Genomic DNA, 25,578 nt, shown 5'->3' on the forward strand with positions numbered 1-25,578 from the left:
CGCCCCCCATATCGCCGCATGGCCGATTTCCCGCAACCCGCCCGCTACCGCCCCCGCACCGATATTCTCGGACTTGGCGAGCGCTTCTACGATCCGGTCGAGGCGGCGGCATTTCCGCAGCACGTCCTGCGCTTCCGCAACGATCGCGCGGCGTCGCAAGTGGGTATCGTGCCGGCGCTACCGACCGAGTGTACCTCCGCGCAGGCGGGGGTCCAGGGCCAGGCAGAACGAACGGCAGCGATCGATACCCTGGCCCCCCGCCTGCGCGGGGGTACGGAAGCGGATGAGGACACTTCCCTCCCCCTCACCGACGCGCAGTGGCTCGACCATTTCGCCCGCTTCGTGCCCCTCCCCGGCAACCTCCCCCACCCGCTCGCGCTGCGCTACCACGGCCACCAGTTCCAGTCGTACAACCCCGAGATCGGCGACGGGCGCGGCTTCCTGTTCGCGCAACTGACCGACGGCGACGACCGGCTGCTCGACCTCGGCACCAAGGGATCGGGGCAGACGCCCTGGAGCCGCTTCGGCGACGGGCGACTGACGTTGAAGGGCGGCGTGCGCGAAGTGCTGGCGACCGAGATGCTGGAGGCGCTGGGCGTCCCCACCTCGCGCAGCTTCTCGCTGGTCGAAACCGGCGAGGAACTGGTGCGCGGCGACGAACCCAGCCCGACGCGCTCGGCGGTGCTGGTGCGTCTCAACCACAGCCATGTCCGCATCGGCACCTTCCAGCGGCTGGCCTATGAACGCGATGCGGACGCCATGCACCGGCTGGTCGAATATGTCCTCACCCGCCTCTACCACCGCACGCCGGGCGCCGAGCCGGCGGTCGAGCTGTTCGACGAAGCGGTCGGGCGCATCGCCACCCTCGCCGCGCGGTTCATGGCGGCGGGCTTCGTCCACGGCGTGCTCAATACCGACAATATCAACCTGACCGGCGAGAGCTTCGACTATGGCCCGTGGCGCTTCGCGCGCGACTGGGACGCCGGGTTCACCGCCGCCTATTTTGACCATCAGGGCCTCTACGCCTATGGTCGCCAGCCCGATGCGATGCACTGGAACGCGATGCAGCTGGCGGTGGCGCTACGCACGGTCGCGCCCGCCGAACCGCTGATCGCGGTGCTGGAGACCTTCCCCGATCGCTTCCGCGCGGCGGCGGCGGAGGCCCTGCTGTGGCGGATGGGCGTCGTGCCGCGCGGGGCCGACGACGACGGCCCGCTCCACGACGCGACGGTCCGGGCGCTGGTCGCGTCGAAAATGCCGCTCGACGATTTCTTCCACGCGGCATTCGGCGGCTGGCTGCCCGAAGGTGAGGAATGGACCCCGTTCGAGGAGGTGCGCGCCCGCCTGTCCGACTATCGCCCGCGCAAGGATCGCAGCCACCCCTATTGGTCCGACCCGCGCCCCTGTTCGATGCTGATCGACGAGGTCGAGGCGATCTGGTCGCCGATCGCCGACACCGACGACTGGGGGCCGTTCGAGGCGAAGCTCGCCGCGATCCGCCGGATGGGCGAAGCGCTGGAGTGACCTTCCCCCCTCCCTGACAAGGATTTCGCTGCGAAAGCCCCAGGCCAGCCCTTGAGCCTGCCGTACTCCCGCGCAGGCGGGGGTCCAGCGCCAAGTAAAACAACGGCTTGCATCCGGGACTCCTGGACCCCCGCCTGCGCGGGGGTACGGAAAAGGACTTTCGCAGGCAAATCCCGACAAGGCGAGCAACGCCCCGTCGGCAACGGGATCGTAACCCCCATGCCCCGATCTGGCATCCGTCCCGCTTCTGGTCCAAGAACGCGCAAAAACTGCAGGAGTAGATGACCGCCCATGGCCGAACTCGTCTCGACCGAACCCGCGACCGGCGCGACCCTGTGGCAGGGCGCGATCGGCGACGCCGATGCCGAGGTCGCCGCCGCCCGCGCCGGATGGGCAGGCTGGGCCTCGCGCCCGCTCGCCTATCGCATCGAAACGCTGCGCCGCTTCGCCAATGTCGTGCGCCAGCGGTCCGAGGCCTTTGCCGACGTGATCGCCCGCGAAACCGGCAAGCCGCTGTGGGAAGCGCGGACCGAGGTCGAGACGGTGATCGCCAAGGTCGAGATATCGATCACCGCCTATGGCGAACGCACCAGCCAGCGGCGGCTCGATTCGCCGATCAACACGCGCATGGCGCTGCGCCACAAGCCGCACGGCGTGCTGGCGGTGCTGGGGCCGTACAACTTCCCCGCGCACCTGCCCAACGGCCATATCGTCCCCGCGCTGCTCGCGGGCAATGCGGTGGTGTTCAAGCCGTCCGAAAAGACCCCGGCCAGCGGCGCGTTCCTGATCGACTGCTACCGCGCGGCGGGCGTGCCGGAGGATTGCGTCCGCCTGCTGATCGGCGCGGCGGACGCGGGGCGCGCGCTCGCCGGGCATCCCGATATCGATGGGCTGCTCTTCACCGGATCGGCGCGCACCGGCATCGCGCTCAACCGCCAGTTCGCCGAGACACCGGAGAAGATCCTCGCGCTCGAGATGGGCGGCAACAACCCGATCGTGGTGTGGGGCGCGAGCGACCTCTATTCCGCCGCGGTGCTGGTGGTGCAGTCGGCGTTCACCTCCGCCGGGCAGCGTTGTACCGCCGCGCGTCGCCTGATCGTCGAGCGCCGCCTTGCCGAGCCGCTGCTGGCGGAGATCACCCGGCTGACCGACCGGCTCATCATCGGCGAGCCGCACGCCGACCCCGCGCCGTTCATGGGCCCGGTGATCGACAACGAAGCCGCCGACCAGCTGACCGAGAGCTTCCTGTCGCTCTGCACCCGCGGCGGGCGTCCGCTGCGCTACCTGCGCCGCCCGGTCGAGGGGCGGCCGTTCCTCACCCCCGGCATCCTCGACATGTCCGACACCGACGCGCGCAGCGATGTCGAGCTGTTCGGGCCGTTGTTGCAGGTATTCCGCAGCGACAGCTTCGAGGACGCCATCGCCGAGGCGAACCACACCCGCTACGGCCTCTCCGCCGCGCTGATCTCGAACGATCCCAAGCTGTACGACGGCTTCTGGGCCAATATCCGCGCCGGTATCGTCAACTGGAACCGCCCGACCAACGGCGCGTCGTCCGCCGCGCCGTTCGGCGGGATCGGCTGGTCGGGCAACCATCGCCCCTCGGCCTATTACGCCGCCGACTATTGCGCCTATCCGGTCGTCTCGGCGGAGGCCGAACAGGCGCGCGCCTCGATCGGCATCGGCCTGCGCAACGAATGAGCTTGTCTGGCTCCTCCCATACGATAAAAAGGAAATAAGAAAAACAAATAGGGAGAAGATGCCGTGGTCGATCGTCGTTCCGTCCTTGCGGGTGGGTTGGTGCTGGCGGGATGCGCCGCGACCGGGCAGACGCCGCCTGCGCCGGCCGCTGCGAAGCCGTTCATCCGGCGCGAAGGCATGCGGCTGATGCAAGGCGACCGGCCCTATCGCTTTGCGGGTGCCAATCTCTGGTATGCCGCATGGCTGGGTGCCGATGCGCCCTATGGCGACCGCGCCCGTCTCTCGCGCGAGCTCGACCGGTTGCAGGCGGCGGGCGTCACCAACCTGCGCATCATGGCATCGGCGGAGGAAGGGCCGCTGAAGAACTCGATCAGGCCCGGCTTCCGCACGGCGGGGACCGACTATAACGAGACGATGCTGACCGGCCTCGACTGGGCGATGGCGGAGATCGCACGGCGGGGCATGACGGCGGTGCTGTGCCTCACCAATTTCTGGGAATGGTCGGGCGGGCTGATGACCTATCTCAGCTATGTCGGCGAACCGTGGATCGACATGGGCGACCCCGCGCATCCGTGGCCCGAATTCCCCAACGCGAACGCGCGCTTCTATGGCAACGCACGGGCGATCGCGCTCTACCACGCCTATGTCCGCGCGGTCGTGACGCGGACCAACCGCGTGACCGGCGTCGCCTATGCGAAGGACCCCACGATCATGGCGTGGCAGCTGTGCAACGAACCGCGTCCGGCGGGCGATCCGGCGCATGCCAGGCTGCCCGAATTCTACGCCTGGATCGACGGCACCGCCCGGCTCATCAAGTCGCTCGACGGCAACCACCTCGTCTCGACCGGCAGCGAGGGGCTGAAGGGCAGCCTCGAACAGGCCGATATCACGATCGCGGCGCACCGTTCGGATGCGATCGACTATCTGACGGTCCATGTCTGGCCGAACAACTGGACGTGGGTCGACCAGAACGACCTGCCCGGCACCTATGCGAAGGGCGAGACGCTGGTCGAGGACTATGTCCGCCGCCACATCGCCATCGCGCGCGATCTGAACAAGCCGATGGTGATCGAGGAATTCGGCTATCCCCGCGACGGCGGCAGCAACGATCCGCAGGCGAGCATCGTCTACAAGGACCGTTTCTACCGCCTGCTCCACCGGTTGGCGCTCACCGACGCGCAGAGCGGCGGGCCGACCGCGGGCACCAACTTCTGGGCATGGAACGGCGAGGCGCGGACCAGGCACGCCGACTGGCGCTTCCACCCCGGCGACCTCCAGTACATGGGCGATCCGCCGCACGAACCGCAGGGCTGGTACGGCGTGTTCGACACCGACGCCTCCACGCTGGCGCTGGTGTCGGCGCAGGCGAGGGCCATGGCGGCGATCGGCTGATCCCGACCACCGACACCCGTCCTTCCGGCGCAGGCCGGGATGACGAGCCTCGGCAAAGAATCCCTACCCTTCCCCCAAGCAAGCGTCGGTTGCGTGGGGAGCGCCCGCCCCGCATCTACGCTCCCATGGCAAGTCTCCTCGATCCGACCGCGCGCGGGCGCGTCATCCTCGTCGGCGCAGGTCCGGGCGATCCCGGCCTGCTCACCGTCCGCGCCGTCGAGGCGCTGCGGTCCGCCGATGTCGTCGTCCACGACGGGCTGATCGACCCGCGCGTGCTCGACCATGCACCCGCGACCGCGCAGCGCATCTCGGTCGCCAAGCAGCGCGCGCGCCACACCCTGCCGCAGGAGGCGATCAACGCGCTGATCGTCGCGCATGTGAAGACCGGCGCGATCGTCGTCCGGCTGAAGGGCGGCGACCCGTTCATCTTCGGCCGCGGCGGCGAGGAGGTGGAGGCGGTGCGCGCGGCGGGCCTGCCGGTGGAAGTCATCCCCGGCGTGTCGGCGGCGCTCGGCTGCGCGGCGGGGGCGATGCTGCCGCTCACCCACCGCGACTGGTCGTCGGCGGTCAGCTTCGTCGCGGGCCAATGCAAGGGGCTGTCCGAACAGGACTGGTCGGGCCTTGCCGGACAGGGGCGGACGCTGGTGATCTACATGGGCGTCGCGACGGCGGAGGCGATCGCCGACAAGCTGATGGCCGACGGCGTCGCCCCCGACATGCCCGTCGCGGTGCTGGAGCGCGGCACCTATGCCGACGCACGGGCGCTGCGCACGTTGCTGGCCGATCTGGGGCCGATGGTCGCACGCGAGAAGGTGGCGAGCCCGGCGGTAATCGTGGTCGGCGAAGTGGTGCAACTCGCCGATGCCGAGGACAAGCTCGGCAAGTGGGCGAAGGCGGCGGAGGCGATGGCATGAAGCTGCTGACCGGCAACGACCTGCCCACCGGCGACGTGACGTGGTGGACCGGCCACGACTGGTCGCGCCATGTCGAGGATGCGGTGGACGTGGGCGAGGACGGCGAGGCGATCGCGCTGGCCGAGGAAGCCGCCCGCCGCGTCAACGTGCCCTATGTGATCGATGCGGTGGCGACCCCCGACGGCCCCCGCCCCGCGCATATCAAGGACCGCATCCGCGCGCTCGGCCCGACGGTCCGCGCGGACCTGACGCTGAAGCCCGCCGATCCCGATGCGGGGGCGTGGGTCATCTAACCAAGCTCCTCCCCGGTCACGGGGAGGGGGACCAGCCGCAGGCTGGTGGAGGGGGGTACCCTAAAGCGCAACGCCGGTGGAGAACCCCCTCCACCATCGCTTGCGCGACGGTCCCCCTCCCCGTGCCGGGGAGGATCGAGAATTGTACCAGTACGACACCTATGACCAGTCGATCGTCGATGCCCGGGTCGCGGAGTTCCGCGATCAAGTGGAACGCCGCCTGTCGGGCCATCTGACCGAGGACCAGTTCAAGCCGCTCCGGCTGATGAACGGCCTGTATCTCCAGCTGCACGCCTATATGCTGCGCGTCGCCATCCCCTATGGCACGCTGTCGTCCACGCAGATGCGCGTGCTGGCCGACATCGCCCGCACCTATGATCGCGGCTACGGCCATTTCACCACGCGGCAGAATCTCCAGTTCAACTGGATCAAGCTGGCCGACACGCCCGACATCCTCGAACAGCTGGCGAAGGTCGAGATGCATGCCATCCAGACCAGCGGCAACTGCATCCGCAACATCTCCTCGGACCAGTTCGCCGGCGCCGCCGCCGACGAGCTGACCGACCCGCGCCCCTGGGCCGAGCTGCTGCGCCAGTGGAGCACCTTCCACCCCGAATTCAGCTACCTGCCGCGCAAGTTCAAGATCGCCGTGATCGCGGCGGACGAGGACCGCGCGGCGATGCGGCTCCACGACATCGGCCTGCGCATCACCTCGCAGGACGGCGTTGCGGGCGCGCAGGTCTATGTCGGCGGCGGCATGGGCCGCACCCCGATGATCGCGCCGCTGGTCGCCGACTTCGTGCCGCTTAGCGACCTGATGAGCTATCTCGAAGCCTGCCTGCGGGTCTACAACCGCTACGGCCGCCGCGACAACATGTACAAGGCGCGGATCAAGATCCTGATCCACGAGATCGGCGTCGAGCAATATCGTGCCGAGGTCACGCAGGAATTCGCGCATATCAAGACGCTGGGGATCGACCCGCCGCAGGCCGAGTTCGACCGCATCGCCGCCTTCTTCGCCGACCCGGCCTTCGCCGACACGTCCGCCGACGCAGCCGTGGACCGCAGCGACGCCGGCTTCGCCGCCTGGCTCGACCAGAACACCCACGCCCACAAGCGTAGCGGCTACACGATCGTCACCATCAGCCTGAAGCCGGCGGGCGGCATCCCCGGCGATGCCTCGGCGGACCAGATCGATGCGATGGCCGATCTGGCCGAGGCATACAGCTTCGCCGAACTGCGCGTGACCCATGCGCAGAACATCGTCCTGCCGCACGTCCGCTCGCGCGACCTGCGCCCCGTCTACGACCGGCTGGTCGAAATCGGGCTGGCGGAGGCGAACCTCGACCTCATCACCGACATCATCGCCTGCCCCGGCCTCGATTATTGCAGCCTCGCCAATGCGCGCTCGATCCCACTGGCGCAGAAGATCGCCGACCGCTTCGCCGATCCGGTGCGCCAGCGTGACCTCGGCGAACTGAAGCTCAAGATCAGCGGCTGCATCAACGCCTGCGGCCACCACCATGCCGGGCACATCGGCATCCTCGGCGTCGACCGTAAGGGGACCGAGAATTACCAGCTCCTCCTCGGCGGATCGGGCGCGCAGGACGTGAGCCTCGGCAAGATCACCGGCCCCGGCTTCTCCGAGGACGGCGTGGTCGATGCGATCGAGCGCGTCACCGACCGCTATCTGGCGGAACGCACGCAGGGCGAGCGCTTCGTCGACACCTATCGCCGCATCGGCATGGAACCGTTCAAGGAGGCCATCTATGGTTGAGGCGCTGCGCTTCCGCGACGATGCGGGGCATGACGAACCCGCCGTCACCCTCGACGCCTTCCTCGGCCAGTCGAACGCTACCGCCGTGCGGATCGAGGCGGGCGACGATGCCCGCGCGCTGCTGCCGCACCTCGACCGGCTGTCGCTGATCGAGGTCAGCTTCCCCAAGTTCCGCGACGGGCGGGGCTATTCGGTCGCGCGCATCCTGCGCGAATCGGGTTATACCGGCGAACTTCGCGCCGAGGGCGACGTGCTGGTCGATCAGGTGCCGCTGATGCGCCGCTGCGGCTTCGACAGCTTCGCCCCCGCCCAGCCGATCGATCCCGCCGCGCTGGAACGCGCGCTGACCCGCTACGATCACGTCTATCAGGCGGCGGCGGATAGCCATGTGCCGGTATGGAAACGCCGCCATGGCTGACGCCGACATTCGTATCCGCGACCGGATCGATACCGCCCCGCGCTTCACCCCCGCCGATGTCGATCGACTGAACGATCGGTTCGAGGGTGCCGACACCGGCGACATGCTGCGCGCGATCCTGACCGAACGCCTGCTGGGCGCGGTCGCGGCGGTATCGTCGTTCGGCGCGGAATCGGCGGTGCTGCTCCACCTGATCGCATCGATCGACCGATCGGTGCCGGTGCTGTTCCTCGAAACGGGCAAGCATTTCCCCGAAACGCTCGCCTATCGCGACCGGCTGGTCGAACGCCTCGGCCTCACCGATTTCCGCAACCTGTATCCCGACCCCGACCTGCTGGCGCGCAATGACCAGAGCGGGCTGCGCTGGTCCTACGACCCCGACGGCTGCTGCGACATTCGCAAGGTCGAGCCGCTGGCGCGCGCGCTGACCGGGTTCGACGCCAGCTTCACCGGGCGCAAGGCGTTCCAGTCGGCGACGCGCACCGCGCTCCCCCGGTTCGAGCTGGATACGGCGGATGCGGCGGGGCGGCTGAAGGTCAACCCGCTCGTCACCTGGACCCCGGCGGACATCGACGCCTATTTCGCGGCCCACGACCTGCCGCGCCACCCGCTGGTCGAACAGGGCTTCCCCTCGATCGGCTGCGCGCCCTGCACCAACCGGGTGAAGCCCGGCGAAGACCCGCGCTCGGGCCGCTGGGCGGGCTGGGAAAAGGTCGAATGCGGCATCCACAAGCCGATCCTCGACGGCGATCCGAACCTGCCGAGCTTCTGACGCGCAGAATTCCTCCCCTCCCCGGGCAAGGATTCCTCCGCCAAAGTCCTTTTCCGTACCCCCGCGCAGGCGGGGGTCCAAGAGTCACGGACGCAAGCCGTTGTTCTACCTGGCTCTTGCCCCCCGCCTGCGCGGGGGTACGGCAGGATCAAGGCTTGACCTTAAACTTTCGCAGAGAAATCCTTGCAGGAAGGGCGGCCGGGGATGGGTCGGCCCGCTAGGGAGCGGATCGCCCCTCCCCGGATCATACCCTGCCCGGCCCTGCCGATGCCGGAGGCGAGTTTGCTCGCGCTTGCCAGTCCGCGCGAACCGGCGCACAGCCGCGCGATGCAGTCCGCCGTCGCCTATTTCACCAACGGTCGCCTGATCGTCGCGCCCGTGTCGCCCACCATCGGCGGCGATACGCTGGCGCACGCCCCGCGCTGGTTCGGCAAGTCGGTCAAGAAGCCGATCCTCGCCACCGCCATCGCCGACGCGCTGGCGGCATCGACCGCCGCCGTCCCCGACCCCGCCCCCGAACAGGCACGGCGGCAGTTCATCCCGTTCCAGGACGCGGCGGCGGTCAAGAATTTCAAGACCTTCATGCGCGACGCCCGCCGGGTCGATCTCGAGGGCGACGGCGACCGGGTGACGCTCACCCCGCTGACCAACCTCGGCGTCAACCACGGGTTCGAGCCGGTCGAGGCGGATGCGGTACGGCTGCCCGCCGACGACACCGAGGCGCTGGCCGGGATGCTGCTCACGCTGCTCGGCCTGCGCCCGCCCGGCGACCGCTGACCGCCCGCGCGAGGGGACTCGGCAGACGCCCGGCAGCCGTGCGATCCCCCGGCCACAGGGGGAACGACATGCGGCGACGGCATCTGAACGAACGGGCGCGCCGGTTCCTGCGCGAAGTGGGCGGAAGCGCGCAACTCCCCCATGTGCCGCCCGCTCTGACGCTTTCCTACACGCCCCTTCCCTGTCATGCTTCGCGCCGGGCCGCGACTGTCCGGCCCGCCGCCGCGCTTCCAACGGCGCGAACCAACGCCATGAGTGTAAAGTTTGTAAAGTTTCGCGCCGCCGCTACTCGTCCAGCCCGCTGAACCCTGCGCCGGCATAGTCGCTGAACTTGGTGATCGACGGCTCGAACTTCAGCGTCACCTTGCCGGTCGCGCCGTGGCGCTGCTTGGCGATGATCAGCTCGGCAAGGCCATAGACCCGCTCCATGTCCATCGCCCATTTGGCGTGATCCTCGAAGATCTTGGCATCGTCGCCGTCGCGCGGGCGCTTGGGCTCCTTGGCCGCGACGTAATAATCCTCGCGATAGACGAACCACACCATGTCGGCGTCCTGCTCGATCGACCCCGATTCGCGCAGGTCGGACAGCTGCGGGCGCTTGTCCTCGCGCTGCTCGACCGCACGGCTCAGCTGCGACAGCGCCACCACCGGCACGCCGATGTCCTTGGCCAGCGTCTTCAGCCCCCGCGAAATCTCCGAGATTTCCTGCACGCGGTTGTCCGATCCCTTGCCCGACCCCTGCAACAGCTGGAGGTAATCGACCACCACCAGCCCCAGCTCGCCGTCCAGCTTGCGGTGCAGGCGGCGCACCCGGGTATGCAGGCCGGAGATGGAGAGGCCAGCGGTATCGTCGATATACAGCGGCAGCTGCTCCAGATCGGCGGCGGCGTTGGCGAGGCGGGTGAAATCCTCCTTGCGGATCTTGCCCATGCGCAGCGATTCGGAACTGATCGCCGCCTGTTCGGCGAGGATGCGGGTGGCCAGCTGGTCGGCCGACATTTCGAGGCTGAAGAACGCGACCTTCGCGCCGACCGACTTGCCCTTCTCCATCCCCGCGCGCTGGTCGTCCATGTAGCGCTGCGCCGCGTTGAACGCGATGTTGGTCGCGAGCGAGGTCTTGCCCATGCCCGGACGCCCGGCAAGGATGATGAGGTCGCTGTGGTGCATGCCGCCGATGCGCCCGTTGACCGAATCGAGCCCGGTGGTGACGCCCGACAGCCCGCCGCCCGAATTCATCGCGCGTTCGGCCATGCGCACCGCCATCGTCGTCGCCTGCGCGAACGACTTGACCGCGTTGGACGAATTGCCCTCCGCCGCGACCTTGAACAGCGCCTCTTCCGCTGCCTCGATCTGCTTCTTGGGGTCCACCTCGGTCGAGGTGTCGGTGGCATTCTCCACCAGCGTCCGCCCGACCGTGATGAGCGCGCGCAGCTGCGCCAGGTCGTAGATCTGCTGCGCGAACTGCCGCGCGCCGAGCAGGCTGGCGTTCGATCCGGTGATCTCGACCAGATATTGCGGGCCGCCGCGCGCCGCGAGCAGCTCGTCGCCGTCGAACATGGGCTTGAGCGTCACGGGGCTGGCGATCATCCCGGTGCGGCGCACGTCGCGGATGCGCTCGAAGATGCGGGCATGGGCGGGATCGTAGAAATGCTCGCCGTCCAGCCGCTCGACCATGTCGTCGGCAAGGCCGTTGTCGATCAGCATCGCGCCGAGCAGCGCGGCTTCGGCATCGACGTTATGGGGTACGCGCGGCGGTGCGGGGGGATTGCCCCCGGCGATGCTGTGAACAGTGGCCATCGCCCCTTTTCCCAGACCTTGGCCTCGCCGACAATGATTTTGCGGTGGACGTGGGGCTGCGGAGCGGCAAGAGGATGCCATGGCCGATCCCCGGATCATCGACGTGACCCTCGACGAGCGCACCATATTGTGGCGCAGCGCCGATATCGAGCAGGAGCGTCGCATCGCGATCTTCGACCTGCTCGAATCCAATCACTTCGCGCCCGCCCGCCCGACGCCGGACGGCTATGCCGGGCCGTATCGCATCGCGCTGTCGGTGCCGGAGGGACGCCTCGCGATCGACATCGCGCGCGAGGACGGCAGCCCGGTCGAGACGCTGGTGCTCGGCATGGCCCGCCTGCGCCGCCCCATCCGCGACTATTTCGCGATCTGCGACAGCTATTACAAAGCCATCCGCCAGGCGACCCCGCACGAGATCGAGACGATCGACATGGCGCGGCGGGGCATCCACAACGATGCCGCAGAGGCGCTGAAGGAACGGCTGGAAGGCAAGGTCGAGATCGATTTTGACACCGCCCGGCGGCTGTTCACCCTCATCTGCGTGCTGCATATCAAGGGATGATGCGGCCCCGCTGGATCATCGCTGCGCTGGCGGTGCTGGCGCTGGGCGGCCTTGCCGCGTGGCGCGGGGTCGTGCCCGGCTGGCAGCCTTCGGTCGCCGACTATCCGGTGCAGGGCTTGAGCGTGGCCGCGCGCGACGGCGCGATCGACTGGGCGATGGTGCGGGCACAAGGGGCGGACTTCGCCTTCGTCACCGCATCGGACGGCATCGCCCGCGATCCGGCGTTCGAGAACAACTGGAACGGCGCGCATGCCGCCGGGCTGCGTCACGGCGCGCTGCACCGTTTCTCGCTGTGCGAGCCGACCGCCGATCAACTCACCGCCTATCTGACCACCGTCCCGCGCGAGGCGGATGCGCTGCCCGCAGCGCTGGCGCTCGACTTCACGCCCGATTGCGCGGCGCGACCGACGCGGGCGCAGGTGCTCACCGCGATCCGCGGCTTCCTGGGTCCGGCGGAATATCATGACGGGCGACCGATGCTGCTGCGCATCTCGCCCGCGTTCGAGGCCGAATACCGGGTGAGCGCGGCGATCGTCCGCCCGCTATGGGCCGAGCGCGCCTTCCTCGCGCCCGATTATCTGGCGCGACCGTGGCGGCTGTGGCAGGCGAGCACCGTGCGGCGCATCGACGGCGTCGCCGGTCCCGTTGCCTGGAGTGTCGCTGCCCGATGATCGATTCCGCCGCCCTGATCGAGGCCGCCCGCGCCGCCGCTTCCCATGCCCACGCCCCCTATTCGCGCTTCGCGGTGGGGGCCGCGCTGCTGCTGACCGACGGATCGGTCGTGACCGGCGCGAATTTCGAGAACGCCAGCTACGGCCTGTCGCTGTGCGCCGAGACGGTCGCGACCGCCAGCGCGAGCGCATCGGGGCGACTGGGGCAGATCGTCGCGGTCGGGATCGTCGGCGGCCGGATGGGCGAACGCGACACCGATCCGATCCGCCCCTGCGGCCGCTGCCGTCAGGTACTCAACGAAGCGGCGCAGATCGGCGGGCGCGACCTTGCCGTGTTCTGCTCCGGCCTCGGCGGCGGGGAGATCGAAACGCATCGCCTGTCCGAGCTGCTGCCGCATGCGTTCGGACCGGCCAATCTGGGCATCGGGGGACACGCATGAGCATCTTGTCGGACCACTGGATCCGCGAACAGGCACTGGCGACCGGCATGATCGAGCCGTTCGTCGAATCGCAGCGGCGCGACGGCTGCATCAGCTACGGCCTGTCGTCCTACGGCTATGACGCGCGGGTGTCGGACGAGTTCAAGATTTTCACCAACGTCGATTCGGCGGTGGTCGACCCTAAGGACTTCGCCCCCAACAGCTTCGTCGATCGCAAGACCGACGTGTGCATCATCCCGCCCAACAGCTTCGCGCTGGCCCGCACGGTCGAATATTTCCGCGTGCCGCGCGACGTGCTGGTCATCTGCCTCGGCAAGTCGACCTATGCCCGCTGCGGCATCATCGTGAACGTCACCCCGCTGGAGCCCGAGTGGGAGGGGCATGTGACGCTGGAATTCTCCAACACCACGCCCCTTCCCGCCAAGATCTATGCCAACGAGGGCGCGTGCCAGTTCCTGTTCCTGAAGGGCGACCGTCCGTGCGGCACCAGCTATGCCGACCGCGCGGGCAAATATATGGGGCAACGCGGGGTGACGCTGCCGAGGCTGTAGCGCCGGCTCAGCGACCGCCCGCGGCCTCCCACGGATGCCGCCCCCCGCCGCGCACCGTCCGCACCCGCCCGTTTGCCAGCGTGATCGCGACGCCCCCGGTGCGCGCCAGCATCGCCCGGTCGAGCTTCAGCCAGCGCGGCACGCACCCCCTGGGCAGCCGTCGGTCGCTGACCGCGATGTCGGCGCGGGCGCAGGCGGCGACCAGCTGGCCCCACGGCACCGTATGGCCGCTGCGCGTGGCGAGGATGGTCCAGCGCCTGCCGCCCGCCGTCCGCGTCGCGATGCACAGGTCGGGGCTGCACGCGACGCCCGGCTGTTCGGACAGCGGCGGCAGTTCGCCGTCCACGCCGCCGCCCTCGCCCAGCGTCGCGCGGACATAGTCGCCCGCCCGGTCGCGCAGGATCGCCATGCCGCCGTCCGCCGTGCGCAGCGCCAGATGCCGCCCGTCGCCGGTGACGAGCAGGTCGGGCGCGGGCGTCGCCAGCGCCCAGCCCAGGCCGATCGCGAACGGGAGCAGCCCCCAGCGCCGCATGCGCGTACGCCACAGCGCGATCCACAACCCGCCCAGGACCATCGCCGCGAACGCGCCGTCGGGCATGGCGGGCAGCGCCGCGACTGATCCGGGGGCCGCCGCGACGCTGCGCGCGATCCACAGCAGCAGCCACAACGACCGCTCCGCCAGCCACCATGCGGGCGCACCCAGCCCCACCATGTCGAGCGCCAGCGCCAGCGCCTCCAGCGGCATGGTGACGAAGGTGGTCAGCGGAATGGCGACGATATTGGCCAGCGCGCCGTACAGCCCGGCCTTGTGGAAATGATACAGCCCGATCGGCATCAGCGCCGCCTCCACCGCCACCCCGGTCAGCAGCAGCGAGGCGAGGCTGCGTGCGGCCTTGCGCCATCCGGGCTCGTCGCGCCGCGCGAACAGGCGCGCGATGCGGGGATGTTCGTGCAGCGCGACGATCGCGGTGACGGCGGCGAAACTCAACTGGAAGCTGGGTCCCGCCAGCAATTCGGGCAGGATCAGCAGCACCAGCGTCGCGCCGGTCGCGATCATCCGCAGCGTGATCGCCTCGCGCCCCAGCGATAGCGCGACGAGCACCAGCAGCGCCGCGATGCACGACCGCACCGTCGGCACGTCCGCCCCCGACAGCCAGGTATAGCCGACCGCCGCGCACGCCCCCGCCCCTGCCGCCACCACCGGCAGCCGCACCCGGAGCGCGATCCACGGCGCCAGCGCCAGCAGCTTCAGGACGATCGCCATCGTGCCGACGACCACGGCGGTGACATGCAGCCCGCTGATCGACAGCAGGTGCGCGAGGCCCGATCGCCGCATCGCCTCCGCATCGCCTTCCGCGATCGCGCCGCGATCCCCGGTGACGAAGGCGGCGGCGATCCCGCCCGCGCTGCTCCCGACGCGCGACTGGATATGCGCCGTCAGGCGCGCGCGCAGTCCGGCGTTTCCGGCATCGCCCGGCGTCACGACTGCGATCGGCGCGAACCCGCGTCCGGTCGCGCCGATCCCCTGAAACCACGCGACCCGGCGGAAGTCATAGGCGCCCGGCACCGCCGCATCGGGCGGCGGCATCAGCCGCGCGCGCAGGGAAATGACCGCGCCGGGGAAGATGCCGTCGGGCAGGTCGCCCTGCGCCACATTGAGCCGGACGAGCGACGGCAACGCGGCACGGGGCCGGGGCGCGCCCTCCTCCGAAGGCGGCGCTCGTACCCCGGCGGAGGCCGGGGTCCAGTCGGGGGAGGTTGGGGACGTTACGCAGCGGTGCCGTTGCTGGACCCCGGCCTCCGCCGGGGTACGGCAGTCCGGATCGCGAACCGGCGCCAGGGTCAGCCGCACCGCTTCCCGCGCTGGTTGCGGCTCGACGCCGACCACCCGCGCCGCGAACGCCGCCACCACCGGCCGCGCCAGCACCGGTGCGGCGGCCCGCTCCGCCCGCCACCACACCAGTACGCAGCCGAGCATCGCCAGCACCCCCGCCCAGCCGATCACCCGCCCCAGCCGCGTGCCGCCCGGCAAGGCCGCGCCGATCAGCGCCACCGCCGCCGCCAGCGCCAGAAATCCCGCCCATGCCGCCGCATCCGGCAGCAGGAACCACGCCGCGATCCCCGCCCCCAGCGCCACCGGAATCCACAGCGGCAACTGGCTGCGCTCCGCCTCCAGCCGACGTTCGATCGCCTCCAGGAACCCGGCGGGGGCTCCCGAGGTTTGAAGCAGGCGGGGGGCCATGCTAGAGGCGCTCGCGGCTGATCCGGCCATCATCGTTCCACCCGAAGTCTGGGAGCATCCGCGCTTGGGCGCAACCAATTCCACGGCGCAAGTCGTCACCCGTTTCGCGCCGTCGCCGACCGGCTTCCTCCATATCGGGGGAGCGCGCACCGCGCTGTTCAACTGGCTCTATGCCCGCCGCCATGGCGGACGGTTCCTGCTGCGGATCGAGGATACCGATCGCGCGCGCTCGACCCAGCCCGCAATCGACGCGATCCTCGACGGCATGCGCTGGCTCGGCCTCGACTGGGACGGCGATGCCGTGTTCCAGTTCGCCCGTGCCGACCGCCACGCCGCCGTCGCGCACCAGCTGCTGGCCGCCGGCCATGCCTATCGCTGCTATGCGACTCCGGAGGAACTGGCCGCGCTGCGCGACGAACAGCGTGCCGCGGGCCGCCCGATCCGCTACGACGGGCGCTGGCGCGACCGCTCGCCCGACGATGCTCCGGCGGGCGCGCCGTTCGTCGTCCGGCTGAAGGCGCCGAAGGAAGGCTCGGTCACGATCCCCGATCAGGTACAGGGCGACGTGACCGTGGCGAACGCCGAACTGGACGATTTCGTCCTGCTGCGCTCGGACGGCACACCGACCTATATGCTGGCGGTGGTCGTCGACGACCATGACATGGGCGTGACCCATGTCATCCGCGGCGACGACCATCTCAACAACGCCTTCCGCCAGCTGGCGCTGATCCGCGCGATGGATGCGGTCGAGGGTGGCTGGGGCGATCCCGTCTATGCCCATGTGCCGCTGATCCACGGCACGGACGGGGCCAAGCTGTCGAAACGGCACGGCGCGCTGGGCGTGGAGGCGTATCGCGACGAACTGGGCGTGCTGCCCGAGGCGCTGAACAACTATCTGCTGCGGCTCGGCTGGGGTCATGGCGACGAGGAGATCATCAGCCGCGAACGCGCGACCGAGGTGTTCGACCTGTCGGGCGTCGGGCGTTCACCGTCGCGTTTCGACACCAAGAAGCTGCTGAACCTCAACGGCCATTATATCCGCGAGGCGGACGATGCCCGCCTGACCGATCTGGTCGCCGCACGACTGCCGGACGGAATCGACCGCGACCTGCTGCACCGCGCCATGCCGGTGCTCAAGGTCCGCGCCGCCGATCTGAACGAACTGGCCGCCAACGCCGCCTTCTTCTTCCGCACCCGCCCCCTCCCGATGGACGACGGCGCGACCGCGCTGCTGACGCCGGAAGCGCGCGCGACCTTGGCGCAGTTGCACGCCAAGCTTGACGCACTCGCAGCATGGGATACGGAGACGATCGAAGCTGCGGTACGCGAAGTGGCGGAGGCGGCGGGGTTGAAGCTGGGTGCCGCCGCGCAACCGCTTCGCGCCGCGCTGACGGGTTCGCGCACCTCTCCGGGCATCTTCGACGTGCTGGCCCTGCTGGGCCGCGACGAGAGCCTGGGCCGCATCAAAGACCAGATGGCCGCACCGGCCGCATAACCGAGACAGGAGACGCCAGATGGCCGATAACGCGAAATTGCAGGTTGCGGGCAAGGACGTCGAATTCGCGGTTCGATCGGGCACGATCGGGCCGGACGTCATCGATATCCGCAAGCTCTATGCCCAGACCGGCACCTTCACCTACGACCCCGGCTTCACCTCGACCGCCAGCTGCGATTCGGCGCTGACCTATATCGACGGCGACGAAGGCGTGCTGCTCCACCGCGGCTATCCGATCGGGCAGCTGGCCGAACAGTCGAGCTTCATGGAGGTCGCCTATCTGCTGCTGAACGGCGAACTGCCCTCCGGCGACGAGCTCGGCAATTTCACCCATACGATCAGCCGCCACACGATGCTGCACGAACAGCTCGCGACCTTCTATCGCGGGTTCCGCCGCGATGCGCACCCGATGGCGATCATGTGCGGCGTCGTCGGCGCGCTGTCGGCCTTCTACCATGATTCGACCGACATCACCGATCCGCACCAGCGGATGGTCGCGTCGCACCGGCTGATCGCCAAGATGCCGACGATCGCGGCGATGGCGTATAAGTACAGCGTCGGCCAGCCGTTCCAGTATCCGGACAATTCGCTGAGCTACACCGGCAATTTCCTGAAGATGACCTTCGGGGTGCCTGCCGAGAAGTATGAGGTGAACCCGGTCGTCGAAAAGGCGCTGGACCGCATCTTCATCCTCCACGCCGACCACGAACAGAACGCCTCGACCTCGACCGTGCGGCTTGCCGGTTCGTCGGGCGCCAATCCGTTCGCATGCATGGCGGCGGGCATCGCCTGCCTGTGGGGTCCGGCGCATGGCGGCGCGAACGAGGCGGCGCTCAACATGCTGCGCGAGATCGGCACGCCCGAGCGGATTCCGGAGTATATCGCCCGCGCCAAGAACAAGGACGACCCGTTCCGCCTGATGGGCTTCGGCCACCGCGTGTACAAGAACTACGACCCGCGCGCGACGGTGATGCAGAAGACCGTGCGCGAGGTGTTCGAGTCGCTCGGCGTCAACGATCCGGTGTTCGAGACCGCACTGCGGCTGGAAGAGATCGCGCTGTCGGACGACTATTTCATCGAGAAGAAGCTGTTCCCGAACGTCGATTTCTATTCGGGCGTCATCCTCTCGGCGATCGGGTTCCCGACCACCATGTTCACCGCGCTGTTCGCGCTCGCCCGCACCGTCGGCTGGGTCGCGCAGTGGAACGAGATGATCTCCGACCCCGAGCAGAAGATCGGTCGCCCGCGCCAGCTCTACACCGGGCCTGCGCAGCGTGACTATGTGCCGGTGGGCCAGCGCTGATGCGTATCGTCCGGCGGGTGCTGATGATCGCGGGCGCGATCCTCGCGTTCGTCGGACTGTTCTGGCTGGGTCAGGGGATGGGCATCATCCGCTGGCCTGCCAGTTCGTTCATGATCGACCAGTATCTGTGGGTCGTCACCGGATCGGTGATCGCCGCGCTGGGACTGCTGCTGGTGCTGATCGCGCGGCGGCTACCGCGCCGGTAGCAGCAGCACGAAGCGCGCACCCTCGCCCGGCGCGCTGTCGACCAGGATGTCGCCGCGCATCGCCCGCGCCAGCCGCCGGGCGATATAGAGGCCGAGGCCGCTGCCGCCCGGCTCGCCCGGATCGACCCGGCCGAATTTCTCGAAGATGCGTTCCTGATCCTCGGGCGCGATGCCCTTTCCCTGATCGGCGACGATGACGCACGCCGATTCGCGGTCGCGCTCCAGCCGGATCCACACCATCCCGCCCGGCGGCGAATAGCGCACGGCATTGCCGATCAGGTTGACGAGGATCTGCAACACGCGGCGGAACTCGCCGCTGGCCGCCATCGATTGGTCGAGCGACGGGCGATCGATCCGCACATCGCCCTGCGCCGCCCTGAGCGCCAGCAGCCCGGCCGCGCGCCGCGCCACATCGGCGAGGTCGAGATCCTCGACGCTGACCACGAAATCGGCACGCTCGATCGCGGAGAGATCGTCGAGATCGTCGACCAGCGCCAAGAGGTGCCGCCCCGCCCCGGCGATATCGGCGGCATAGCCCGCATAGGCATCGCCCAGCGGCCCCTCCGTCTCGGCGGACATGCTGTCGGCATCGGCGATGATCCGCCCCAGCGGATCGCGCAGCGCCCGCCCGATGCGGCGGCTGAAGGCGTCGGACAGGTCGCCCGGCCCGCCGTCGCCGTCTTCGGCTTCCTCGACGATGCGCCACGCCGCGCCGTCGAACCCGGCGAAGCGCCCGGCGGCATCGCGCCGCGGCACCGCCGCCAGCCGCATCCGCGCCGCATCGTCGCCGACGCTGGCCGTCTGCCGGTCGAAGCCCGCCTGCGCCGCCACTGCCCCCATCAACGCGAAGCCGCCCTCGCCGTCGTCGTCCAGCACGAACAGCCGCGTGACCGGTCGGCCCAGCACCTGCGCCGGATCGATCGACGGCGCGTCCGCGGTCACGGCGGTGAGGGCGGTCAGGTGCAGCGAGGCATCGGTGGTCCACAGCAGGTCGGCGTCGGCGCGCAGGAAATCCGCTTCCCCGCCGCCCGAGGGTTGCCACGGCGCGCGTGCATCCCAACCGGTCGCCTCCAGCCGGATGCCGAGGTCGTCGGGCCGTGCGGTGACGGTCAGTTCCAGGTCATCCTCGCCGTCGGCGGCGACGATCGTGCGGGAAATGGTGATGCCGAGCCGCCCGGCCAGTGCGACCAGCATGCCGATCTGCGGCACCGCCACCGGCTGTCCGGGCGCTCCTCCGGCGCGACGGTTCAGCTCGGCGAGACGCGGTTCGGCGTCGAGCAGCAGGCCATCGGCCGACACCCGCGCAAAGGCGGGCGGCGCGACATAGCCGGATCGGGTCATCGCGCGCCGTCCAGTGCCAGCAGCGCGACATGATATTCGGGATCGAGGCTGATCGGCATCAGCGCCGCCGTCGCCGCCTCCGGCGTGACCGCCATCACCGCATCCAGCCCGGCGGCAAAGGCAGCGACATCCCGCCCGGCATCCGCCGCGCACAGCGCATAGCCGATGCGCGCGATCGTTGCCCGCTCCAGCCCCAGCGCGCGCAGCACCACGCACAACCGGCTGTCGTCGCGGTCGATCAGCAGGTCGCGCATCCGCTCATATTCAAGGCCCGCGCCCCGCGCCGCGATCGCGAGGAACAGCGGCAGATGCGCTTCCTCGATCGCTTCCTCGAGCAGGGGCGGCAGTTGTTCCGGCACCGGGTCGATCGCATGGGCCAGCCGCATCGCCGCGACTTCGGGCGCGACCGACGCCCCCTGCCGATCGGTCGCGCGCCGCACCGCATCACCGATCACCAGGTCGAGCAGCGTGGCGACGCCCGCATCGGCCTGCGCCCGCAGCGCCGCCGCGACCCACCATGCCATGCGCCCCTGCATCGCGCGCGGCAGATCGGCGTGCGGCTGCGCCGGGGCGGCACGGCGCGCCTCCGCCGCCAGCATCGCCACGGCGGCGGCCGACACCAGCCGGTCGCTCGCCTGCACCAGCCGGGCCAGCATCGTCGGGCGATCGCCGCTTTCGTTCGGGGTGAGCGGCATCGCCGCCGACAGCGCCGCCAGCCGCACCCGCGCGAACAATTCGCCGAACAGCGCCGCGTCGCGGAACAGCCCGGCGCGCACCACCGCGTCGAACAATGACGGGCCGGAAGCGACCGCCTGCGCCGCCGCCGCATCGCCGCGCGCGGTCAGCAGCCGGGCGGCCTGCGCGCGGAGCGTCGCCTCGACCCCGGCGACGGCGGCGCGCATCGCCGCATCCAGCGCGGCGGCGGTCCGATCGTCGATCCGCGCTTCGTGGAGCAGGTGGAAGCTGTCGGCCACGGCGCGCACCCGGCGCTGTCCGCCACGCTCCGCCGCGGCCACGCGATCGGGCAGGGAGGACGGACCAAAAGAATCAACCGGGTCGTATGCCATTGTATCGGCCTTATAACCCGGCGGGTTAAGGTTAAGCTAAGCCCGCCGCGCGGTTTCGATTGTCGCGACCAGCGTCGCCGCGGCGTGCAGCGCGACCAGCACGAGCCCGACCGTCACCTGCCCTGCCGCCGCGAACGGCAGCAACAGGACCGGCGCGGTCGCCGCCGATGCGCCCCACGGCAGCGCCCGCACTGCGGCCCGCTGCGCGACGACGGTGGCGACGACGGCGGTGATCCCCAGCGTCACGGCGGTCCCCGTCTCCACGACCAGCGACTGGACCAGCGCCACCCCGAACAGCGTCGCGAAGCCGGTCGCGGCAATGCCGTGCCCGGCGACCCGCGCATGCCCGTCCTCGCCGCGCAGCCGGGCGAGCAGCCCCCCGGTCGACAGCAGCACCAGCGCCAGGCAGCACAGCAGCGCCGCCGCCCCGGCGCTCCATAGCGGGATCGCCGCCAGCGCGCCCAGCCCCAGCGCCGCGCCCGTCGCCACGACCGCCGTATCGGGCACGCGATGGCGGACCAGCGACGGCAGGAGGAGGCGCCCGAGCGGGCCGAGGACGAACCGATCGATCCATCCGGTTCGCGTACGGGCCAGCGATGCCAGCAGGTCGCGCCCGCGCACCTCCAGCGTCCCGGCGTCCCGCTCGACGCCATGTCCCGATCGCACCGCCCCGGCGGCGAGCAGGACATGGGCCGGGCGCGCCTGGGTCGCGACGCGGAGCAGGCTCGACTGGAAATCATATTCGCGCGGCAGCCGCGCCGCCTCCGCCAGCCGGTCGATCGAGAGCGTCGCGACCCCGGCCCAGCAATGCGCGGCATCGACCCGCTCGACCGCCGCCGTATCGCCGGTCGGCGTCACCAGCAGCGTATCGGCCGGCTCGCGCGCCATGCCCGATACCACCGCCTCGGTCGTCACCAGCGCGTCGGCGAGGGCGATGATGACGGCCTGCGGGTGCGCCTTCGCCAGCGCCTCCTCGGCCGATCGGACGATATCGACGGTCAGCCCGCGCCGTCCGATGCGGTTGACCGCCGCCGCCAGCGCGGGCGTGACGCGCGCCACCACCACCAGCAACTGCCCCGCGCCCGCCTTCGCCAGCAGCCGCGCCTGATATTCGATCAGCGTCATGCCGCCGAACGGCAGCGTCGCCGCCAGCACGCCGCTCTGGCGTTCGGCCTCCTCCGTCGCGAAAATCAGTCCGGTATGCATGGCGGGCGGGTTAGCCCCCGACGACGCGCAGCGCCAGCCCGCCGCGCGGCGCACGGTAGAGCGTGCCGCCCGTCAGCGGGCGATCGACGCCGGTGGTGCCGGGAAAGCTGATCGGCAACCCGTTGCGCGACCGCACCGCCAGATAGGCGAAGCCCTCCGCCTCCAGCGCGTCGCCGTTCCACCCCAGCGCGTCGCTCAGCTCCGGGGTCAGGCCGGTCCGCGCCGCGATCATCGCCAGCATCGTCGGATTGCGCCGCCCGCCGCCCGCGACGATCAGCCGCCGCGGTCGCTCGGGGCAGCGGTCGATCGCCTCGGCGACGCAGGCGGCGGTGAAGGCGGTCAGCGTCGCCGCCCCGTCCGCCGCCGACAGGCCGCGCGCGGGCTGGATGGTAAAGTCGTGCCGGTCGAGCGACTTGGGCGGGGCAAGGTCGAAGAACGGGTGGTCGAGCATCGCGGTCAACACCGCCTCGTCCACCCGCCCGCTTGCGGCCAATGCGCCGTCGGCATCGAACCGCGCGCCCAGTTCGGCCTCGACCCAGCTGTCGATCAGCCCGTTGGCCGGGCCGGTATCGAACGCGATCGGCAGGCCGTCGCCCCCGATGAAGGTGATGTTGCCGACGCCGCCCAGGTTCAGCACCGCGATCGGTCGCGCCATCTCTCCCGCCAGCGCGGCGTGATAGACCGGCAGCAGCGGCGCCCCCTGCCCGCCTGCCGCGACATCGGCGATGCGCAACTCGGCGACGACATCGATGCCGGTCGCGGCGGCCAGCGCCGCGCCGTCGCCCAGCTGCCACGTCCAGCCCTTGTCGGGGCGATGCGCCACCGTCTGGCCGTGAAAGCCGATTACATCCACCGCCCGCGCCGACACACCCGTTTCCGCCAGCAATGCCGCAACCGCCGCGGCATGGGTGCGGGTCAGCAGTTCCTCGGCGCGCGCGATCAGCGGATGTTCGCCCGGATCGTCGAACAGCAACGCCAGTTCGGTCGCCGCCGCCAGCGTCGCACGATCGGCATCGCTGTACGGCAGCCCCACGAACCCGCGCGGGCGTACCAGCCCTTCGCCGTCGGTATCGAGCAGCGCGGCATCGATCCCGTCGAGCGAGGTGCCGGACATCAAACCGATCGCGAGCATGGCCATCTCTTCCCCTTGTCTGTCGCCGCCACCCTATCGCCCCCTTCGCCGCTGTCGAGAGGCGTGGACTTGCGCCCGCACTCGACGCTAAAGCGGCACATCATGACCGAATATACGTCCGACCTGCTGCGCCTGCTGTCCTCGCGGGGCTATATCCACCAGCTGACCGATGCCGCCGGGCTCGACGCGCTCGCCGCGCGGCAGGTGGTGCCGGGCTATATCGGCTTCGATCCGACCGCGCCGTCGCTGCATGTCGGCAGCCTCGTCCAGATTATGCTGCTGCGCCGGTTGCAACAGAGCGGCCACAAGCCGATCGTCCTGATGGGCGGCGGCACCGGCAAGATCGGCGACCCGAGCTTCAAGGACGAGGCCCGCCGCCTGCTGACCGACGACGTGATCGCCGGCAACGTCGCGTCGATCAAGACGGTGTTCGAGCGGTTCCTGACGTTCGGCGACGGGCCGACCGATGCGGTGATGCTCGACAATGCGCAGTGGCTCGACGTGCTCGAATATATCCCGTTCCTGCGCGACGTGGGGCAGCATTTCTCGGTCAACCGGATGCTCAGCTTCGATTCGGTCAAGCTGCGGCTCGACCGCGAACAGTCGCTGTCGTTCCTCGAATTCAACTATATGATCCTGCAGGCCTATGACTTCATGGAACTGTCGCGCCGCGCGGGCTGCCGGTTGCAGATGGGCGGGTCGGACCAGTGGGGCAATATCGTCAACGGCATCGAACTGGCGCGCCGGATGGACGGGACCGAGGTGTACGGCATCACCACGCCGCTCATCACCACCGCGGACGGCGGCAAGATGGGCAAGACCATGTCGGGTGCGGTGTGGCTGAACCCCGATCAGCTATCGGCCTATGATTACTGGCAATTCTGGCGCAACACCGACGACCGCGACGTGGGGCGCTTCCTGCGGCTGTTCACCGACCTGCCGCTGGACGAGATCGCCCGGCTGGAAGGCTTGCAGGGCGCGGAGATCAACGAGGCGAAGAAGATCCTCGCCGACGCCACCACCGCCATGTGCCGTGGCGACGCCGCTGCCGCCGAAGCCGCCGAAACCGCACGCCGCACCTTCGAGGAGGGCGCTGCGGGTGCCGCCCTCCCGACCCATGCCGTCTCGGGCAGCATCGCCGTGGTCGACGCGCTGGTCGCACTCGGCCTCGCCGCGTCGAAGGGCGAGGCGCGGCGGCTGATCAAGGGCGGCGGCGCGCGCATCGACGGCGAGAAGATCGCCGACGAAGCGCAGGTCATCGTCGTGGACAAGCCGGTGCGGCTTTCGGCGGGCAAGAAGCACTTCGGATTGCTGAACCCGGCATAGTTCCGGCGGCGGGCGGACGTCGCAGGTCCCGGACCGGTGGTAGCGCCGGCAAAGACGCACCGTCTTCCGCCGCCGATGCCGGCCAAGCCGGATCGACCTCGACGCGGTTCGGTGTCGCTCGTTCGCCGTGGCGTTTCGGGTCGGGTCGGTCGCCCCCGCCGGTATGACCTGAACCGTTTGGGTCCGCCCTACTCGCGAAGCGTAGCGCCTGACATACGCGACCTTCTGTCGCACCCGTCTTGTCCGGTGCGAGCGGTTTCATCCATGCCGGTGCCATATGTCGAGCGTCTGAGCGGTCCGGAACTCCGGCACAGGCTCCCGCCAGCGCGTGATCCATTCGGGCTGATCCGGGGCAAGCCGTTCGCAGGATAGCGATCACGTACGCTTGATCCGGCGTTCGACCCTTCCATGACCGGTGGAAAGGCCATCCGGCATCGCCGTCGCTACGTCGTACCTACGCAGCCGATGCAGGCGGCGAGGCAGTTTCGCATCTGCGCCGCATCAGGGTCCGGCATGATCCCCGCACTCCAAAGGGACGCCCCGCGCACGACCACCGCACTCCGGTGGGGATTCGGGACAGAAAGGCAGTTCCCGATCTGCGGGCCATTCCGGCGGCTGCGCAGTTGCATGTCGATTCGAAAGGGGGAACCCGCCGCCGCACGACGCGGCGC

Annotated in this window: 23 protein-coding genes; 17 read left to right on the plus strand and 6 right to left on the minus strand. The window is 69.8% G+C overall.

What is annotated here, in order from left to right:
• Nucleotides 1-18 precede the first annotated feature (18 nt).
• The 9 genes from ABLE43_RS06815 to ABLE43_RS06855 all read left to right on the plus strand — a co-directional run bounded on the left by ABLE43_RS06815 (nt 19) and on the right by ABLE43_RS06855 (nt 9,568).
• Nucleotides 19-1,524 carry a protein adenylyltransferase SelO family protein gene (locus tag ABLE43_RS06815; protein WP_348977731.1) on the plus strand — a complete coding sequence of 502 codons (1,506 nt, stop codon included), beginning with the start codon at nt 19-21 and terminating at the stop codon, nt 1,522-1,524.
• Between the two features lie 291 nt (nt 1,525-1,815).
• Nucleotides 1,816-3,225 carry a succinylglutamate-semialdehyde dehydrogenase gene (gene astD, locus ABLE43_RS06820; RefSeq protein ID WP_348977732.1) on the plus strand — a complete coding sequence of 470 codons (1,410 nt, stop codon included), beginning with the start codon at nt 1,816-1,818 and terminating at the stop codon, nt 3,223-3,225.
• Nucleotides 3,226-3,288: 63 nt separating this feature from the next.
• Complete coding sequence (locus ABLE43_RS06825) at nt 3,289-4,617, plus strand: glycoside hydrolase 5 family protein (protein WP_348977733.1); 1,329 nt, start codon at nt 3,289-3,291, stop codon at nt 4,615-4,617.
• Between the two features lie 125 nt (nt 4,618-4,742).
• Complete coding sequence (gene cobA / locus ABLE43_RS06830) at nt 4,743-5,531, plus strand: uroporphyrinogen-III C-methyltransferase (protein WP_348977734.1); 789 nt, start codon at nt 4,743-4,745, stop codon at nt 5,529-5,531.
• Complete coding sequence (locus tag ABLE43_RS06835) at nt 5,528-5,824, plus strand: DUF2849 domain-containing protein (protein WP_348977735.1); 297 nt, start codon at nt 5,528-5,530, stop codon at nt 5,822-5,824. The genes cobA and ABLE43_RS06835 overlap by 4 nt, the downstream gene beginning before the upstream one ends.
• A gap of 142 nt (nt 5,825-5,966) precedes the next feature.
• Complete coding sequence (locus tag ABLE43_RS06840) at nt 5,967-7,601, plus strand: nitrite/sulfite reductase (RefSeq protein WP_348977736.1); 1,635 nt, start codon at nt 5,967-5,969, stop codon at nt 7,599-7,601.
• Nucleotides 7,594-8,019: a DUF934 domain-containing protein gene (locus tag ABLE43_RS06845; RefSeq protein WP_348977737.1), complete on the plus strand. Its 426-nt coding sequence runs from the start codon at nt 7,594-7,596 to the stop codon at nt 8,017-8,019. The genes ABLE43_RS06840 and ABLE43_RS06845 overlap by 8 nt, the downstream gene beginning before the upstream one ends.
• Nucleotides 8,012-8,791: a phosphoadenylyl-sulfate reductase gene (locus ABLE43_RS06850; RefSeq protein ID WP_348977738.1), complete on the plus strand. Its 780-nt coding sequence runs from the start codon at nt 8,012-8,014 to the stop codon at nt 8,789-8,791. The genes ABLE43_RS06845 and ABLE43_RS06850 overlap by 8 nt, the downstream gene beginning before the upstream one ends.
• A 282-nt stretch (nt 8,792-9,073) precedes the next feature.
• The gene (locus ABLE43_RS06855) at nt 9,074-9,568 is read left to right on the plus strand and encodes a hypothetical protein (RefSeq protein ID WP_348977739.1); all 495 of its coding nucleotides are present in this window, start codon (nt 9,074-9,076) and stop codon (nt 9,566-9,568) included.
• 285 nt (nt 9,569-9,853) lie between these two features.
• On the opposite strand, the gene ABLE43_RS06860 is transcribed toward ABLE43_RS06855, so the two are convergent.
• Nucleotides 9,854-11,365, minus strand: coding sequence for a replicative DNA helicase (locus ABLE43_RS06860; RefSeq protein ID WP_348977740.1), 1,512 nt, complete (start codon nt 11,363-11,365; stop codon nt 9,854-9,856).
• 79 nt (nt 11,366-11,444) lie between these two features.
• On the opposite strand from ABLE43_RS06860, the gene ABLE43_RS06865 reads away from it, so the two are divergent.
• The 4 genes from ABLE43_RS06865 to dcd are packed head-to-tail and all read left to right on the plus strand — an operon-like array spanning nt 11,445 to nt 13,589.
• Entirely contained in the window at nt 11,445-11,927 is a 483-nt protein-coding gene (locus tag ABLE43_RS06865) for a UPF0262 family protein (RefSeq protein WP_348977741.1), read from the plus strand.
• Nucleotides 11,924-12,598, plus strand: a complete 675-nt coding sequence (locus tag ABLE43_RS06870) for a GH25 family lysozyme (RefSeq protein ID WP_348977742.1) — start codon at nt 11,924-11,926, stop codon at nt 12,596-12,598. Before ABLE43_RS06865 ends, ABLE43_RS06870 begins: the two co-directional genes overlap by 4 nt.
• A complete protein-coding gene (locus ABLE43_RS06875) occupies nt 12,595-13,038 on the plus strand; it encodes a cytidine deaminase (protein ID WP_348977743.1) in 444 nt (147 codons plus the stop codon). The genes ABLE43_RS06870 and ABLE43_RS06875 overlap by 4 nt, the downstream gene beginning before the upstream one ends.
• Entirely contained in the window at nt 13,035-13,589 is a 555-nt protein-coding gene (dcd, locus tag ABLE43_RS06880) for a dCTP deaminase (RefSeq protein ID WP_348977744.1), read from the plus strand. The genes ABLE43_RS06875 and dcd overlap by 4 nt, the downstream gene beginning before the upstream one ends.
• A 7-nt stretch (nt 13,590-13,596) precedes the next feature.
• On the opposite strand, the gene ABLE43_RS06885 is transcribed toward dcd, so the two are convergent.
• Entirely contained in the window at nt 13,597-15,831 is a 2,235-nt protein-coding gene (locus ABLE43_RS06885) for a ComEC/Rec2 family competence protein (RefSeq protein ID WP_348977745.1), read from the minus strand.
• Here ABLE43_RS06885 and gltX point away from each other — a divergent pair.
• From gltX to ABLE43_RS06900, 3 genes are read left to right on the plus strand one after another with little or no spacing between them, the layout of a single operon-like run.
• The gene (gene gltX, locus ABLE43_RS06890; protein ID WP_348977746.1) at nt 15,830-17,326 is read left to right on the plus strand and encodes a glutamate--tRNA ligase; all 1,497 of its coding nucleotides are present in this window, start codon (nt 15,830-15,832) and stop codon (nt 17,324-17,326) included. The genes ABLE43_RS06885 and gltX overlap by 2 nt on opposite strands.
• Nucleotides 17,327-17,345: 19 nt before the next feature.
• On the plus strand, nt 17,346-18,629 hold the full coding sequence (locus ABLE43_RS06895) for a citrate synthase (RefSeq protein ID WP_348977747.1): 1,284 nt from the start codon (nt 17,346-17,348) through the stop codon (nt 18,627-18,629).
• A complete protein-coding gene (locus ABLE43_RS06900) occupies nt 18,629-18,835 on the plus strand; it encodes a hypothetical protein (RefSeq protein WP_348977748.1) in 207 nt (68 codons plus the stop codon). Before ABLE43_RS06895 ends, ABLE43_RS06900 begins: the two co-directional genes overlap by 1 nt.
• On the opposite strand, the gene ABLE43_RS06905 is transcribed toward ABLE43_RS06900, so the two are convergent.
• Genes ABLE43_RS06905 through ABLE43_RS06920 form a run of 4 tightly spaced genes read right to left on the minus strand, consistent with a single transcriptional unit; the run spans nt 18,821 to nt 23,581 of the window.
• Nucleotides 18,821-20,176, minus strand: coding sequence for a sensor histidine kinase (locus ABLE43_RS06905; protein WP_348977749.1), 1,356 nt, complete (start codon nt 20,174-20,176; stop codon nt 18,821-18,823). The two genes, ABLE43_RS06900 and ABLE43_RS06905, sit on opposite strands and share 15 nt — an antisense overlap.
• Nucleotides 20,173-21,243, minus strand: a complete 1,071-nt coding sequence (locus ABLE43_RS06910) for a hypothetical protein (RefSeq protein ID WP_348977750.1) — start codon at nt 21,241-21,243, stop codon at nt 20,173-20,175. The genes ABLE43_RS06905 and ABLE43_RS06910 overlap by 4 nt, the downstream gene beginning before the upstream one ends.
• A 36-nt stretch (nt 21,244-21,279) precedes the next feature.
• Nucleotides 21,280-22,449: a glycosyltransferase family protein gene (locus tag ABLE43_RS06915; RefSeq protein WP_348977751.1), complete on the minus strand. Its 1,170-nt coding sequence runs from the start codon at nt 22,447-22,449 to the stop codon at nt 21,280-21,282.
• 10 nt (nt 22,450-22,459) lie between these two features.
• On the minus strand, nt 22,460-23,581 hold the full coding sequence (locus ABLE43_RS06920; protein ID WP_348977914.1) for an anhydro-N-acetylmuramic acid kinase: 1,122 nt from the start codon (nt 23,579-23,581) through the stop codon (nt 22,460-22,462).
• A gap of 102 nt (nt 23,582-23,683) precedes the next feature.
• Between ABLE43_RS06920 and tyrS the strand changes: the two genes are divergently transcribed.
• On the plus strand, nt 23,684-24,907 hold the full coding sequence (tyrS, locus tag ABLE43_RS06925; RefSeq protein WP_348977752.1) for a tyrosine--tRNA ligase: 1,224 nt from the start codon (nt 23,684-23,686) through the stop codon (nt 24,905-24,907).
• The last annotated feature ends 671 nt before the right edge of the window (nt 24,908-25,578 follow it).

It is taken from the genome of Sphingomonas silueang (assembly GCF_040049155.1).
In the GTDB taxonomy this organism is placed as follows: domain Bacteria; phylum Pseudomonadota; class Alphaproteobacteria; order Sphingomonadales; family Sphingomonadaceae; genus Sphingomonas; species Sphingomonas silueang.